Origin of the sequence: Nocardiopsis sp. YSL2, from assembly GCF_030555055.1 — a bacterium.
Lineage (GTDB): Bacteria > Actinomycetota > Actinomycetes > Streptosporangiales > Streptosporangiaceae > Nocardiopsis.
Genome location: NZ_JAMOAO010000001.1, coordinates 258,960 through 274,048 on the forward strand (window position 1 = coordinate 258,960; position 15,089 = coordinate 274,048).

The 15,089-nt window shown below is 74.5% G+C and carries 9 protein-coding genes; 5 read left to right on the top strand and 4 right to left on the bottom strand.

The window, feature by feature from the left end; translation table 11 throughout:
- Window positions 1-8 precede the first annotated feature (8 nt).
- A complete protein-coding gene (locus M1P99_RS01065) occupies window positions 9-980 on the bottom strand; it encodes a hypothetical protein (protein WP_304450821.1) in 972 nt (323 codons plus the stop codon).
- A gap of 569 nt (window positions 981-1,549) precedes the next feature.
- Here M1P99_RS01065 and sepH point away from each other — a divergent pair.
- Window positions 1,550-2,884 carry a septation protein SepH gene (sepH, locus tag M1P99_RS01070; RefSeq protein ID WP_304450822.1) on the top strand — a complete coding sequence of 445 codons (1,335 nt, stop codon included), beginning with the start codon at window positions 1,550-1,552 and terminating at the stop codon, window positions 2,882-2,884.
- A 57-nt stretch (window positions 2,885-2,941) separates the two neighbouring features.
- Here the strand turns inward: sepH and M1P99_RS01075 are convergent, their stop codons facing one another.
- Together M1P99_RS01075 and M1P99_RS01080 are read right to left on the bottom strand one after the other, a co-directional pair.
- Entirely contained in the window at window positions 2,942-4,897 is a 1,956-nt protein-coding gene (locus M1P99_RS01075) for a PH domain-containing protein (protein WP_304450823.1), read from the bottom strand.
- Window positions 4,897-5,484 (bottom strand): PH domain-containing protein, encoded by a 588-nt coding sequence (locus M1P99_RS01080; RefSeq protein WP_304455520.1) that lies wholly within the window; start codon window positions 5,482-5,484, stop codon window positions 4,897-4,899. The genes M1P99_RS01075 and M1P99_RS01080 overlap by 1 nt, the downstream gene beginning before the upstream one ends.
- A gap of 143 nt (window positions 5,485-5,627) precedes the next feature.
- On the opposite strand from M1P99_RS01080, the gene M1P99_RS01085 reads away from it, so the two are divergent.
- Together M1P99_RS01085 and M1P99_RS01090 are read left to right on the top strand one after the other, a co-directional pair.
- Window positions 5,628-6,602 carry an ATP-binding cassette domain-containing protein gene (locus M1P99_RS01085; protein WP_304450824.1) on the top strand — a complete coding sequence of 325 codons (975 nt, stop codon included), beginning with the start codon at window positions 5,628-5,630 and terminating at the stop codon, window positions 6,600-6,602.
- Window positions 6,599-7,429, top strand: a complete 831-nt coding sequence (locus M1P99_RS01090; RefSeq protein WP_304450825.1) for an ABC transporter permease — start codon at window positions 6,599-6,601, stop codon at window positions 7,427-7,429. Before M1P99_RS01085 ends, M1P99_RS01090 begins: the two co-directional genes overlap by 4 nt.
- Before the next feature lie 100 nt (window positions 7,430-7,529).
- On the opposite strand, the gene M1P99_RS01095 is transcribed toward M1P99_RS01090, so the two are convergent.
- On the bottom strand, window positions 7,530-10,862 hold the full coding sequence (locus M1P99_RS01095) for a BTAD domain-containing putative transcriptional regulator (protein WP_304450826.1): 3,333 nt from the start codon (window positions 10,860-10,862) through the stop codon (window positions 7,530-7,532).
- Window positions 10,863-11,198: 336 nt separating this feature from the next.
- Between M1P99_RS01095 and M1P99_RS01100 the strand changes: the two genes are divergently transcribed.
- Together M1P99_RS01100 and M1P99_RS01105 are read left to right on the top strand one after the other, a co-directional pair.
- Window positions 11,199-11,912, top strand: a complete 714-nt coding sequence (locus M1P99_RS01100) for a YbhB/YbcL family Raf kinase inhibitor-like protein (RefSeq protein WP_304450827.1) — start codon at window positions 11,199-11,201, stop codon at window positions 11,910-11,912.
- A gap of 345 nt (window positions 11,913-12,257) precedes the next feature.
- Window positions 12,258-14,780, top strand: a complete 2,523-nt coding sequence (locus M1P99_RS01105; RefSeq protein ID WP_304450828.1) for a hypothetical protein — start codon at window positions 12,258-12,260, stop codon at window positions 14,778-14,780.
- Window positions 14,781-15,089: the final 309 nt, after the last annotated feature.

Sequence of the window (15,089 nt, forward strand, 5' to 3'; positions counted from 1 at the left end):
TCCCGGCGTCACTGCGTGGCGGGGGCGTCCTCCGGGACCGTGAGGGACCCCTGTTCGCCACCGTCCCCGGCACCGTCTCCGCCCTCGGGGACGGGTGCGGGGGCCTCCTCCTCTCCCCCGGTCCCGCCGTCCTCGGGCGGCGCGGTGGCGCCGGGGTCCGCCTGCTCCTCCTGGCCGTCCTGCCCGGTGCCGCCGTCGGCGGGAGCGTCGCCGGGTTCCGTGCCGTCCTCGGTGGTGTCCTCGGGGGCCCGGGTCGCGGGCGGGGGCTCACCGGTGGTCCCGGTGTCCTGTTCGGGGGTCCGGCCGGAGTCGGTGGAGCCGGTGTCGTCCTGTTCCTGGGTGACGTGCGTACCGCCGAGGAGGGAGGGAGCGGTCGGCTCGTCGACGCCGTTGGTCCACGCGGTCAGGGAGCGGCCGGTGAGCAGTTCGAAGGCCAGGATCACCAGCATGACCAGGACGAAGACCGCTCCGGCCGGAATGAGGACGCCGCGCCAGCCCACTCTTGCGCGGGCGGCCGGGTCCGGCCCCTCGGCGGCCTGCCGCCCGTCCGGGCGGTCGGGTCCGTGGGGCCTGTCGGGTCCGTCGGGTCCGTCGGGTCCGTCCGCGATCATGGGCAGGGCCATGGTGCGGGTGGCGTCCACACCGGCCGCCGCGCCCTCCGCGGGCCGGGTCGGGGAAGCGCCCGCCCGCGCCGCGTCTGCGGGCCTGACCCTCCCCGCCAGCTGCCTGGCCTGCTCGCCGCCGCGGGAGAACCAGTGCTGGAGCAGGGGGCTGGCGACGGTGCTCAGGATGGCGATGACGGCGGCCCCGATGACCGTGCCGTAGACGTTGAGGTAGGAGGCGGCCGTGGCCGCCGTCAGTGTGGCGGCTCCGGCTCCCGCGACCTGGGACAGGCTCAGGTCGATGCGCTTCCTCGCCTCCCCCGCGCCCTCCCCCGGCTCGTGATCCTCGTGGTCCCCGTCGTGTCCGGTCCGACCCATCCGGTCGTCCTCCCTTTGTTTCGCCCGCGCGAGAGCACGGTGGGGGTGTCGGTGAGCGGACGCATGGTGGGCCGAATGGCCCGAGTGACCCAATAGCCACATAGCGCCCATAGACGGATAACTCAGACTAAGCCCCGCCGGGTTCCAGTCACGACAGGTCACCACAAGCATCACTTTTCGACGTCTCCCGGCGTGTCGAGTTGCTTCGCTTGCGCACGATCATGTAAGCGAGTCGGTCCGAGATCGGTGTTTTTCCCGGGCCTGGGGCGATTCGGGAGTCGAGCGATACCATCACCGCGGAGCCTTCACGCGGGAACGACGACATTCCCGACGACCGCTCCCCGTCACCGACGGATCCGCGTGTCAAGATTGGCACCGGAAGCGACCGTGAGCGCTCCGGACGTCCGGGGCGGCTCCCACCGTGGCGAAGGCCGCGGACGGGGAGGCGGGCACACAGTTCGGACATGCCGGGCGCGGTACTGGCCGAACCGTTGTCGGCCGACCAGACTTGGAGAACGCGGGGGCCCGGTCGTGCGACCGGTCCTCGACGGGACGCGAAAGGGAGGGCGATGCACGAGCTTCGCCTCGTGGCCGTGAGCGAGGACGGCACCTACCTGGTGCTCGCCAGCACCGGCCGTGGAACCCGTTTCATGCTGCCCGTCGACGACCGCCTCCGCGCCGCTGTACGCGGCCAGTTCTCCCGGCTCGGCCAGTACGAGATCGAAGTGGAGAATCCGTTGCGCCCCAAGGAAATCCAGGCCCGCATCCGCTCCGGCGAGACCGCGGAGGCCATCTCCGAGATCTCCGGCATACCGATCGAACGGGTCCGCTGGTTCGAGGGGCCCGTCCTGCAGGAGCGCGAGTACATCGCCCAGCAGGCCCAGCGGGCGACCGTGCGCTCGCACGGCGACGCCGCGCCCGGCCCCTCCCTGGAGGAACTCGTCACCAAGCGGATCGGTGCCCACCAGCTGGAGACCGGGGACGCCGAGTGGGACTCGTGGAAGCGCGAGGACCGCACCTGGCAGCTCAAGCTCGTCTACCTGCACGGAGGGACCGAGCGCGTCGCGCACTGGCTGTACGAGCCCAGACACAACAGCGTCTCCCCCGCCGACGAGGAGGCCGCCCGGTTCTCCTCCGCCGACCCCCTGGACCCGGTTCCCGCGCCCGGCGCCAACGTCACACCGTTCCTGCCGCGCCGCGGGGAGATCCCCGAACCGGCGCGCACGGACACCCCGCCCACCGCCGACCGTCGCCTGGACGCCGCGTCCCGCCCCTTCACCCGGGACACCCCGCTGGACGACCCGCTGCGGGCGGCCGCCGACCCCGCCGCCGAACGGGAGCGCGAGACCGAGCGCCCCGGGCACGGCAACGAGCGGCCGCGTGAGGCGGACCGTCCCAGGCACAGGCCACTGGACCCGCCGCACGAGGAGGCCCCCGGCCTCCGCGCCGCCGAGCACCGGCAGGCCGACCGGTACGAGCACCGCGCCGAACCGGCCGCGGAGCCCGTCCGGCCCTCACCCGCCGAGCCGCGCCGCGACGACCGCGACCGGGCCCCTGGCCCCGCGGCCCCGGCCGCCCGGTCCGAACCGCCGGTCCCACAGCGGCCGCGCCGCCGAGCCGCGCCGGACTGGCCCCAGGACGGCCCGCCCGCACGCCAGGAGGACTCCGCGCCGCCCGCGGCCGAGCCGCCCGCCCAGGCCCGCCCGGCGCGCCGGCGACGGGCCACCATCGATCTGAACGACACCGGTGCCGCGCCCCGGCGCGCGGCTCCCGAGCCGCCGCCGGTCGCCGCCCCGGCCAGCGGAGCCGCCGAGCCGGCCCCGCCCAAGCGCAAGGGACGCGGCCGGCGCGCCTCGGTTCCCTCCTGGGACGAGATCATGTTCGGTTCCAAGAAGGGCGAGTAGCCACGGGGCCAGGCCCCACCGCGAGGAGACGAGGGGTGACCGCGGCACGGCCGCCGGTCACCCCTCCGCCGTGTCTCCGGTCCCGGCGCCCTCGGCCCGCGGCCGCACGAGGAACGGACGCACGATCTCCGGGGTGACGCCGGCGGCGAAGGCCACCGAGCGGCGCTGAGAGGCGTCCATGGCCGTGTAGCCGCCGTCGCCCGCGCCCACGGTCACCTGGAGATCGGCCAGGCCGGCGCGCCGCTGCAGGAGGGTTTGCGTCCAGATCCACCCGATCACGGCCGAACGCTCGACGGTGGCCTGGCGGCGGCGCAGCGACCCTGTGCGCACGCTCACCATGGTCCCGTCGTAGCCGTGGCCCAGGGAACGGTACCGGTCCAGGCCCAGGACCACGCCCAGCGGCGCGAGCACGGCCCCGGTGACCGCCAGCCACGGCCATTGCACGACCAGGCCGAGTCCGGCCAGGACCGCGAACGGACCCACCGCGCGGATCCAGCGCCGGTACAGCGCCGCGCGCGGATGGGGTGTGAGCGATCCCCGGAAGGGGGTGAGCGCCCGGGCCAGCACCGCGTCGACCGTGGCGCGGGGCCCGATCGGCAACAGGACCGCGCGGTTGGCGGTGTCGCCGAGCCCGGTGACGATGGCCCGCAACCGCACCGCCCTGCGCGTGCGCTCCAACGGGTTGTCCAGCAGCTCGTGGCCGCGGATCCTGCGCTTCTCCAGGGTCACGCTGCGCCGCGTGAACAGACCGCGTTCGGCGACCAGCGACCCGTCGCGCTCACGCAGCGAGAAACCCCAGTGGGTGAACGCGTAGGAGACCACCGCGAACACCGGCATCAGCAGCACCAGCACACCCGCGGCCACCGCCGACAGCGCGGTCAGCAGGCCGCGGTCGGTCGTGGTCACCAAGTCCAGCACGTAGTCGGCGGCCCGGTCGCCCGCCGACTGCTGGACCACGCCGAACAGCGTCGCCAGCAGGGCGAACGGGGTGAGCAGGTAGGCGAGGCTCAGCGCCCCGTACAGGTACCACGACGGCCGCATCGAGAAGTGCGTCACCGCGGCGTCGGCCCCGGCCCCGGAGTCCGTTCCGGCCTCGGAGTCCCGGGGGGCCGCCCCCTCCGCGCGGGCCCCGGTGTCCGGGGCGGGCCCGGACGCGCCGTGGGCCAGGACCGCCCGGCGGTCCAGCAGCACCCGGCGCAGCCGCTCGGCCTCGGCGGCGGCCACGGCGTCGAGCTTGCCGTCCTCGCTGCCGCCCGCCCCGGCGGCGGCCTCGATCCGCACCACCGCCACCCCGAGCAGCCGGTGCAGCAGGGTGCTGGTGACGTCCACGCCCCGGACCCGCTCCAGGGGGATGGTGCGGCGCGAGCGCCGGACGAGTCCACTGCGGATCTCCAGACGCTCCTCGCCCACCTGGTAGGAGACGGTCCGCCAGGTCACCAGCCCGCCCGCGAGCAGGGCGACCACGGCGGCGGCGCTGGCACCGATCACCCACGGGTTGAATCCGCCGACGAACAGGCCGACGGCGATCGGCACCACCAGGTTCCGGAGCTGGTTGATCGGGCCGACGACCATACTGCGCGGACTGAGTCGGCGGGCGGGCTCGGCCGCGGCGAAGCCGTCGCCCCCGCCCCACCAGTCCCGCGCGGGGGTCTCGTGGCCCGTGGAGCCGGACGTGTCCGCACCGCCGTCGCCACCACCGTCCCGGTCCGCGGGTCCCGCAGGCCCGCCGCCGTCCCGGTCCGCCTCCGGGGTCGCACCGCGTGGCGTGCGCGCGGCTCCGGGCGTGAGCGCGCCACGGGCCGTGAGCGCGCCGTCGTCCGCCTCCGCGCGGGGCACGCCGCTCCCGGGCCCCTCTCCCGTGCCCTCGTCCGGCACGGGACCCCGCGCAGGGTCCTGCGAGGGGGCCTGGTCGGCTTCGCGGCGGGCGTCCCGGCTGGGCGTGCTGCCGGGGACGGCCCAGCCGTCGGTGTCCTGGTCCCGGGGCTCCCGGGGCCGTCCGCCGTCGTCGTCCATCAGGTGGCGTCCCCCCGCAGCGCTCCGGCGCGCACGGCCAGCCGCTCGCTCAACGCGCGTGCCTCCTCCTCGTCGAGCCCCTCGATGCCGGAGGACCCGGCGAAGGAGGCGGTCTGCACCTTCAGCGTCGCCACACCGAAGAGCCGCTCCAGCCAGCCCTGGGTGTGGTCGACGGTCTGCAGCCGGTTGACCGGGACGAGCTGCCAGGTCCGGCTGATCCACCCCTCCCGGGTGTAGATCACGTCGTCGGTCACCTCCCAGCGGTGCACGCGGTACCGCCAGGAGGGCACGATCGCGATCTGCAGCAGCGCGTACAGGGCGTAGACCAGCGGCGCCTTCCAGGCGTGCTCGCGCGCCCAGTCCGGCACCCACCCCCATCCCAGCGCCGAGACGGCCCAGGCGGCCGCGGAGAGCAGGACGAGGTTGAACAACGAGCCCATGAGCAGCCGCAGCGTCCACACACCCACCGCCCTGGGACTGACCCGGCGCAGCGGGGGACGCAGTTCGGCCGCGTCCTCGCCCTCGGCTCCGGGGTCCGGCGCGGGTTCACCGGGAGGAGGGGCGGGGTCGTGCGGCGGCGTGTTCATCACGTGGCCGATTCTAGGGCCGCTCTCCCGGCGCCTGGCGGCTCCGGACACACACGTGCCCGCATCCGGGCGCTCACGCCCGTGTCAGTGATTTGTCAGACCTTCTCGGCACACTTGGGACAGACATTCACGATGGAGGATTGATGACTGACGCCATCCGCGCGGAAGGCCTGGTCAAGCAGTTCAAGGGCAAGCGAGCCCTGGACGGCGTCGACCTGACGGCCACAACGGGGGCCGTGCTGGGCGTACTGGGTCCCAACGGCTCCGGCAAGACGACGACCGTGCGCATCCTGTCGACGCTCCTGCGGCCCGACGAGGGACGTGCCGAGGTCGGCGGGTTCGACGTGGTCCGCCAACCGCACGAGGTCCGTCGCCTGATCGGGCTGACAGGGCAGTACGCCGCGGTCGACGCCGAGCTGAGCGGTACGGAGAACCTCGTCCTGATCGCCCGCCTGCTCGGCTTCAACCGGTCCCAGGCCCGCGCGCGCTCCGCGGAACTGCTGGAGCGCTTCGAGCTCTCCGACGCCGCCGGGCGCCCGGCCAAGACCTACTCCGGCGGCATGCGGCGCCGACTGGACCTGGCGGCCAGCCTGGTCGGCCGGCCCGCCCTGCTCTACCTGGACGAGCCCACCACCGGGCTGGACCCGCACAGCCGCAACGGCCTGTGGGACGTGGTGCGCGGGCTGGTGGACGACGGCGTGACCGTCCTGCTCACCACCCAGTACCTGGAGGAGGCCGACCAACTGGCGGACGACATCATGGTGCTCGACCACGGCCGGGTGATCACCGAGGGCACCCCCGAGCAGCTGAAGAACCACGCCGGCAACCAGATGCTGGAGCTGCAGACCGTCGAACCCGCCCAGCTGCCCCTGGCGACGAAGATCATCGAGGCCGTCACCAGCAGCCCGGTGACCTCCGACTCCGTGCGCGCCCGCGTTCCGGTGACCGACGCCGCCGTACTCCCCGAGGTCGTGCGCCGCCTCGACGAGCAGGGCGTGGCCGTCGCCGAGCTGTCGCTGCGCAAACCGAGCCTGGACGAGGTCTTCCTCGCCCTGACCGGCCACACCGCCGAAGACGAGACCGCGGGAGCCACCGCGGACGAAGGGAACCGAGCATGAGCGCGGTGACGAGCGCGTCACGGTCCGACCTGCCCACCGGAGCGCCGGCGGCGCCCGGCAACATCACGCCGGTCAGCACCGTGCAGAACGGCCTCCAGCTGGCCTGGCGCAGCGTGCTGAAGATCAAGGCCAACCCCGAGGAGGTCCTCGGGCTCACGTTCATGCCGATCATGTTCGTGACACTCTTCGTCTTCGTCTTCGGACAGGCGATGATGGGCGACTGGCAGACCTACCGCGACTTCCTGATGCCCGGCATCATCGCCCAGTCGGTCGTGTTCGCCACCCTGGGCACCGGCTTCGCCCTGTGCCAGGACGTGGAGAAGGGCATCTTCGACCGGTTCCGGTCGCTGCCCATCGCACGGTCGGCGCCGCTGATCGGGGCCATCCTGGGCGACCTGGTCCGGTACTCCATCACCGTGGTGATGGTGCTGGTGGTCGGCCTGGCCATCGGATTCCGCCCCGAGGGCGGGGTTCTCGGAGTGCTGGGCGCCGCCGCGGTCGTGCTGCTGTTCGCGTTCGCGCTGTGCTGGATGTCGGCGTTCGTCGGCATGATGGTGCGCACCCCGATGGCCGTGCAGAGCTTCGGGATGATCCTGATGTTCCCGCTGACCTTCGGCAGCTCGGCGTTCGTGGACCCGCAGACCATGCCCAGCTGGATGCGGGTCGTGGCGGAGAACAACCCCGTCACGCACCTGGTGGACGCCATGCGCGGCCTGATGCTGGGCGGCGACGTCGCGGGGCCGGTGGCCTGGACGCTGCTGTGGTCGGCCGTCTTCGTCGGGGTGTTCTTCCCGCTGGCGGTGTGGGCCTACCGGCGCCGCACCTGAGCGTGCGGGTCCCCGCGCGGTGACGGCGAGGGCGTAGTACTCCCGGGGCGGCGTCGCACGGAACGGTGCGGCGCCGCCCCCGTGTCGGCGCACACCGGCCTCAGTCCCGCCCGGGTCCGCCCTCGGGCACCGTGTCCGGCAGCAGGCGCGCCAGCCACGCGCCCACCTGAGTCCGCACGGCCTTGGCGTCCGACCGCCCCGCCTGTTCCAGCAGGCGCTCGAACTCGGCGTCCCCCAGCGCCCGCCGGCACTCCTCCCGTGCCCGGACGACCCTCGGTGTGGCCGTGTCGGGCACTCCGCGCAGGACCGTGGACGAGCCCAGCAGTGCGACCGCGCGCCCCGGCTCGTCGGCGGCCAGCATCACGGCGAACATGTCCAGGACCTCGGCACCGACCGGACCCACCCCGCGTGTGCTCGCCCACCACGCGGCGGCCGTCTCGCGCCAGGCCCGGTCCGCGTCGCCCCCCGTCCAGGCGATCAGCGCCGACATGCTCCGCACGACCGGCTCGACGTACAGGGGAGCGAAGCCTCCCAGGCCCGCGACGAGTGGCTCCGCCGTCTCCAGCACACCGCGGGCACGCTCGGTTTCGCCCTTGGCGCACAGCCAGGCCGCCTCGGCCATGCGCAACGGGACCACGTGCTCGTCCTCGATGGCGGTGTCCACGTCGACGAGTGCGTCCAGGTCCTCGCGGGCGCCCTCGAGATCGCCGAGTTCGGTACGGACCTGGGCGCGGCGGAGCAGGAAGACCGCCACGTTGCCGGACAGGCCGGCGCTCCCCGCCATGTCCAGGCCCTCGTCCAGGAGCGCGAGGCAGCGGTCGAGGTCCTGGTACCGCACGGCCTCCACCATCTGCAGCACCGCCTGGCACTGCCCCCACAGGTCGGCGCAGGCACGGTATCCCTCCAGGGCGGCCGTGATCAGGGCCACGGCCCGGTCCACGCGGCCGTGGAGGGAGTCGACCAGGGACAGCAGGAGCCGCACGGTGGCTCCCATCCACGGGTCCGGTTGGTCGACCGCGCGCTCCAGGCGCTCCACGGCCTCGCCCGTGCCCTCGTCGAACACCGCCTGGTACACGAGCCCGTACACCAGCATGGGGTGGTGCTCGGCCCGTTCCCCCGCCTCCTCCAAGGTCCTCAGCGCCTGCCGCACGTGCACCGCGACCCCGTCCTGGGACAGGCCCGTGTCCGCCGCCAGGTTGAACCGGGCGCAGGCGTAGGCGACCGCGCGCCCCTCGGGGGCGCGCTCCCCCAGCAACGCCAGCACCGGACGGGACCAGCGGGACAACTGGCGCCAGGAGCCGTCCAGCATCCAGTACCACTGCCCGTACTCGACCAGGTCCAGAGCCAGGTCGCCGTCCCGTCGCTCGACCGCCCACCGCATGGCCGGACCGAAGTTGTCGGCTTCCACGCTCAGCCGTGCCAGCGTCTCCGTCTGGCGGGGTCCGCGCAACAGGGGGTCGGACTCGCGCCACAGGTCCCGCACGTAGCGGGCGTGGTCGTCGCGGACGCGCTCCTCCTCACCGCTGCGCGCGAGGTGCTCCAGCGCGTAGGCGCGCACGGTCTCCAGCTGGCGGTAGCGGGGCGGGGCGTCGTCCCGGGTGGCGGTGTCCGCGATGACCAGGGACTTGTCCACGAGCGCGAACAGGACCGTCCAGGTGTCCTGGCCGTGCACGGTGCCCTCGGCCCCGGTGTCGGCGCACACCCGCTCCACCGCGTCCAGGGTCGCACCGCCCGAGAAGATCGACAGGCGGCGCAGCAGACGGCGCTCGGCGTCGTCGAGCAGCTCCCAGCTCCAGTCCACGACGGCGCGCAGGGTCCGGTGCCGGGGAAGCACCGAGCGGCTGCCCCCGGTCAGCAGCCGGAAGCGGTCGGACAGGCGCGCGGAGAGCTGGGCGGGCGCCATCGTGCGCATCCGGGCCGCGGCCAGTTCCAGTGCGAGCGGCATGCCGTCGAGTTCACGGGTGATGCGCACGACGTGGGCGACGTTGCCGGGGGTGACCGCGAACCCGGGGCTGACCGCCTGGGCGCGCTCGGTGAACAGCACCACGGCGGGGCTGGCGACGGCTTGGGCGACGTCGGCGTCCGCGGGCGGCAGCGCCAGCGAGGGCACGGTCAACAGCCGTTCGCCGGGCACCCCCAGGGGTTCGCGGGAGGTGGCCAGCACCCGCAGGCCCGGGCACCGCGCCAGGAGCGGTTCGACCGCCCGGGCGACCTCCCGGACCAGGTGTTCGCAGTTGTCGACCACGATCAGGGCCGGGCGGTCGCCGAGGAAGGCCGCGATGCGTTCGGTCGGTGAACTGGGCGTGGTGCTCGCGCGGGCCCGCATGACGGCGTGCTCGCGCAGGTCCAGGGCGAGGGCGATGGCGTCGAGGACGTCGGCGCCGGAGGTGACGGGCGCGAGCCCGACGAACCAGCCGCCGCGCGAGAGCAGTGCGGGGGCGCGGGCGGCCAGGGTGGCGGCGGTCTCGATGGCCAGCCGGGTCTTGCCCGCCCCGCCGGGGCCGGTCAGGGTGACCAGGCGCCCCTGGGCGAGCAGGTCCACGGCCGTGTCGACCTCGGCCTCGCGCGGCACGAAGCTGGTGAGGGTCGAGGGCAGGTGCAGCTGGGGCGGATCGGCCCGGGGCTCCTCGGCCCGCGGACCGGGCCGCGCCGATCGGGCGGTCTCCGCGGGCTCGGCGATCACGGGCTCGGCGGCCGACAGCTCGCCCCGCAGCAGACGCAGGTGCGCGTCCTGCAGCCGGGCCGACGGATCCAGGCCCAGGTCGTCGGCCAGCCGGGCGCGGAAGGAGTCGTAGGCGGCCACCGCGTCGGCGGTGCGCCCGGTTCCGGCCAGGGCGCGCATCAGTAGCTCGACGGGGCGTTCGCGGCGCGGCTCGGCCCTGGTCAGCGCCTCGGCCTCGGGCAGGGCCTCGGTGTGGCGGCCCAGAGCGACCAGGGCCGCCAGGTACTCCTCGCGCACCATGCGGTGGGTCTCGTTCAGCCGCAGCGCGGTGTCCTCGGCGATGCCGCGCGCGGTCAGGTCGCTCAGGGCGGGGCCGCGCCACAGCGCCAGGGCCTCGCCCAGACAGGTGATCGCGTCCGCGGGGCGGCCCGCCGCGAGGTGTGCGCGGCCCCGCCGGGTCAGCGCCTCGAACTCCGTCAGGTCCACCTGCCCGGGACCGACCTCCAACCGGTAACCGGAGGCGTCGCCGTGGATCTCGGCCTCCCCGCCCAGGACCCTGCGCAGGCGCGACACCAGGGCCTGGAGGGCGTTGCCGGTGGCGGCCGGGGCGGACCCGCCCCAGATGGCGTCCACGAGCGTGTCGGTGGCCACGCGCTGTCCCGGGCGCAGGAGGAGCAGGACCAGCAGGGTACGCAGACGGGCGCCGCCGATGGATACCGGACGGCCGGAACCGTCATGGACGTGGAGGGGACCGAGAATGGAGAACCGCACCGCCCCATGATGACCGATGCCGACGACCGGCGCCCGCTCGGCGCACAGGGCTGGGGACGCGGTCACGGCCGTGGCGGCCGGCGCCGTGCGGGGCGCGTGCGGAGTACCGCCGGGGACGGGGGACGCGCGTGTACTCGGGCGTCGTGGCGCGCGGGGGCGGTGGTCACAGCCGCAGTGCGCGCCCGACCGCAGTAGGGTTCGCTCAGGAACGTGCGCCGGTGCCCGTCGAGGTGCGGCACGCGCGCTCCCCCATACGCGGCGCGGGAACGACCCGACACCGCGGCAGGTGCACAGCGAGTTTGGCCACGTCGGCCCGAAAGCCCAGCAGGAGTCCCATTGTTCCCGGCCCTCCCTCTGACCCGGACCACCGGTGCGCGGCCCGCGCCCCGCTCCCTCCCCGGCACGCGCGCGGGCGCACTGGCGGCGGGGGCCGCAGTCGCGCTGACCACGGGGTGCGGTCTGTTCACGCCGGGCGGGGAGGTCACCAGCGACATCAACGTCACCAGCCCCCTGGTCCAGGAGGGCCGGGCGCTGCCGGCGGCCTACACCTGCGCCGCGGACACCGACGCGCCCGCCGACGAGGACGGCGAGGGCCTGACCGGGGAAGAGGACACCGGGGAAGAGGACACCGGCGAGGAGTCCGACGAGGGCGCGGCCGGGGAGGAGGCCGAGGAGACGGTCGAGGGGACCTCTCCCCCGCTGAACTGGTCGGGACTGCCCGACCCGGACTCCGTGGGCTCGATCGCGGTCGTGGTCGACGACCCGCAGGCGGCCGAGGTCTTCTGGGTGCTCTTCGACGTGGACCCGCAGTTGGGCGGGATCCGGCAGGGCACCGTGCCTCCCGACGCTCGCCAGGCACAGAACAGCGCGGGCGGGACCGGCTACCTGCCGCCGTGCCCGGAGGAGGGGGACCCGCACGAGTACCGCTTCACGGTGTACGCGCTCAGCGGCACCCTGGACCTGCCCGACGGATCCGAGCTGAGCCGGACCCTGGAGGCCATCGCCGACAGCGCGATCGCCAGGGGCACTCTGACCACCACCAGTGAGTGACATGGCCCACTCGTGAGGTGAACGAGGGGCATCGCGCGGGTGAACCCGCGATGCGTCCGGGCCCGGAGGGATTCACGCAAGGAAGCCCCCATCGCCCTCTGCACACAGGGCGCGACAAGGCATACAGTGGCCTGGTGCCCCTCACCCATTTTCAGCTGACCGAATCCCGTCCGACCGCCGCACGCCTCCGCGCGGCGCGGTCACACCGGATTCGCCACGGCCGGCTCGCCGGCCGCACCGGGCCCGCGGGCCCGGCGGCCACCGATCCCCCTCGGCCGGTCCTCGCCAAGCCGACCCCACGCGTGTGGTGGGTGCGGCCGACCTCTCCAAGGTAGTGCGTACAACATGACCGTCACCGTCATCATCATCATCGCCGTCATCGTCGTGCTCGCCGTCCTGGTGCTTCTGCTGCTGGGCATGCGCGCGCTGAGCCTCGGCTCGCGCGACGACGACTACGAGGACGACTACGACCACGACGAGGGCGAGGCGCCCGACCAGGGCCGGGACGACGAGGAACGCGCGCCGCGCGGGCGCGCGCGGCGATCACGCGGTGACGGCGGCGGGGGCGGGCGGCGCCCCAGGGGACGGCGCCAGCGCGGCGTGGACTGGGATGACGACGACTCCGCGCTGTCCGACAACGGCTTCTGGTCCAGCCTCGGCGACGGCGAGGAGGAGCCGGACCGGGACGGGCGCGGCGGCATGGAACCGACCGTCACCCAGTACGAGTACGAGGACGACGAGTACGAGGAGTACGAGGAGGAGGACGACGCTCCCGCGCCCGCAGGCGGTGGAGCGCACGCTCCCACCCGCGCGGTCGACGCCGCGCCCGTCGCGGACGCGCTCCCCTCGACACCCGCCGGCGCCGACCCCACGAACGACCTCGCCATGCTCGCCAGCCTGGGCCACGGAGGATCGAATCCGCCCGCCGCGGCGAGCGACGACGACGCGCCGGAGGCGGGCCGCGGCCCGGGAACGGGATCGTGGCCGACCGGCGGCGCAGAGACCTCCTCACCGGTCACGCCGGACCCGTTGGGAGCCCCGACGGCCCGGGCGGTGGACCCGCTGGATCCGCTCGGCACGAGCGGGAGCAGCGGTCTGAGCGGGCACGGCGGCCCGAGCGGGAGCGCCGGCATCGGCGACAGCGGCGGCGCCGGTATCGGCTCCGCGGGCTCGACCGGCACCGGAGCGGGTTTCGGCACGCACGGCCCGGGCTCGGGCGGCGCCCCGGAGGCGGGCGATCCACTGTCGGACCCGCTCGGCTACAGCGGGACGAGCGGCCGCACCGACCACGCCGGGTACGGCTCCACGGGCTCGGGTTGGAGCGGCGGAACGGAGCGGTCGGGGACGACCGACCCGCTCGCGCCGGACTTCAGACCGCCCCTGCCCTCACAGGAGCCGAGCGGGGGTTCGCCGATCTGGTCCAGCATGGACACCGGAGGACACCGGCGCTCGAACCTGCCGGGGGCGAGCGGCTCCGCGCTGCCGGGCGGAACGGGGCCGGCCGGCGGACCCGGGCTGCCGAACGGCTTGGGCGGCTCCGGACTACCGGGCGGAACGGACGGCGGCACCGGCGGGCGTCCGTCCTACGGCGGTCCAGCGGCGCCCGACCCATTGACCGGAGGCTACGCGTCGACGCGGCGCCAGGACCCCTCCTTCGGGCCGGATTCCCAGGGCACGGACCCCCTGGGCCGACCCGAGTACGACACCGGTAGCCACACCCGCTCCGCCTACGACACCGGCGACCCCACACGTCCCGGGTTCGACACGGGACGCCACGCCCCGCCCGCCTACGACAGCGGCGCGTACGCCCGGACCGAGTTCGACACGGGCACGCGCCCCGCCTTCGACTCCGGCACGCACACGCGCCCCGAGTTCGACACCGGCAACCACACCCGGCCCGCCTACGACAGCGGCACCCACCTGCGCGCCGACTTCGGCGCATCCCCCAGAGCCGAGTTCGACACCGGCGACCACACCCGGCCCGCCTACGGCACCGATCCCTACGGGCGCCCCGAGTTCGACACCGGCCACTACACGCGCCCCGCGCACGAGAGCGGCGCGTACGCCCGGACCGAGTTCGACACGGGCACGCGCCCCGCCTTCGACTCCGGCACGCACACGCGCCCCGAGTTCGACACCGGCAATCACACCCGGCCCGCCTACGGCACCGATCCCTACGGGCGCCCCGAGTTCGACACCGGCGACCACACGCGCTCCGCCTACGACACGGGTCACCACACGCGCCCCGACCAGGCGGGCAACGCACCACTGTGGGGCGGCCGACCCGGCGGTGACCACACAGGCGGCGCCCCGACCCCGTCCGGCGGCTTTCCCGGGCCCGTGGCGCCCGGACCGGGGGCGCCCGTCCACGGGCACTCGGCCTACGACAGCGGGCGGACCGCACCGCCCTCGTATTCGGAGCCGGCCTTCCCCAACAGCGGGCCGACCGCACCCCCCTCCTACTCCGAGCCGACCTTCCCCGGCAGTGGAACGGGCGCCCCGGCCGACCATCAGGGCTACGCCGCCGGAAGCGGACCCTCGGGCGGCTACCCCGCCGACCCCTCCTACTCCGACGTGCTGCCCGGCTACGGCGGCTTCCCGCCTCCGACCGACCCCTACGGGCACCCCGTCGCGCCCCCCGCGCCGCCCGGCGGCGGCCACCCCGACGTGCTGAGCGGCGGCTACCCGGCTCCGCAGCCCGACTACGGCGACTACGCGCCCGTGGACGGATGGAGCCCCGAGGCGGGGCACCCGCACGCCCCCGGGCCACAGCCGCAGGGCTACTACCCGACCGAGCCGACCGGTGATCCGCGCCGCTACCCCCAGGAGTACTACGAAGGCGGCTACGAGGACGGCCGGTTCCGCTGATCCGCGACGGCTGACCACCGCGCGTGACCGGGCCGGTCCCACGGCCGCGTCACTCCTTCACACCACCGAGGTGGCGGGGAACTCCCCTGCCACCTCGGTGTTCTTGTGTCCCGGTCTGTCCCCACCGGATGTGAACACGAGGCAACAGTGAGCGAAAGGCCCACAGTGAGTCACACTGCGTCACGAAGATTGGCTACAATTAGTTACTGTCGTGGCACACTTCGCAGTTCTCGCGTCGATTCGAGCCGCGCGCATCCCCCCTCCGGACACCGACGTCCCCGAGCGCCCATGCCCGCCTTGCCTGGTCCA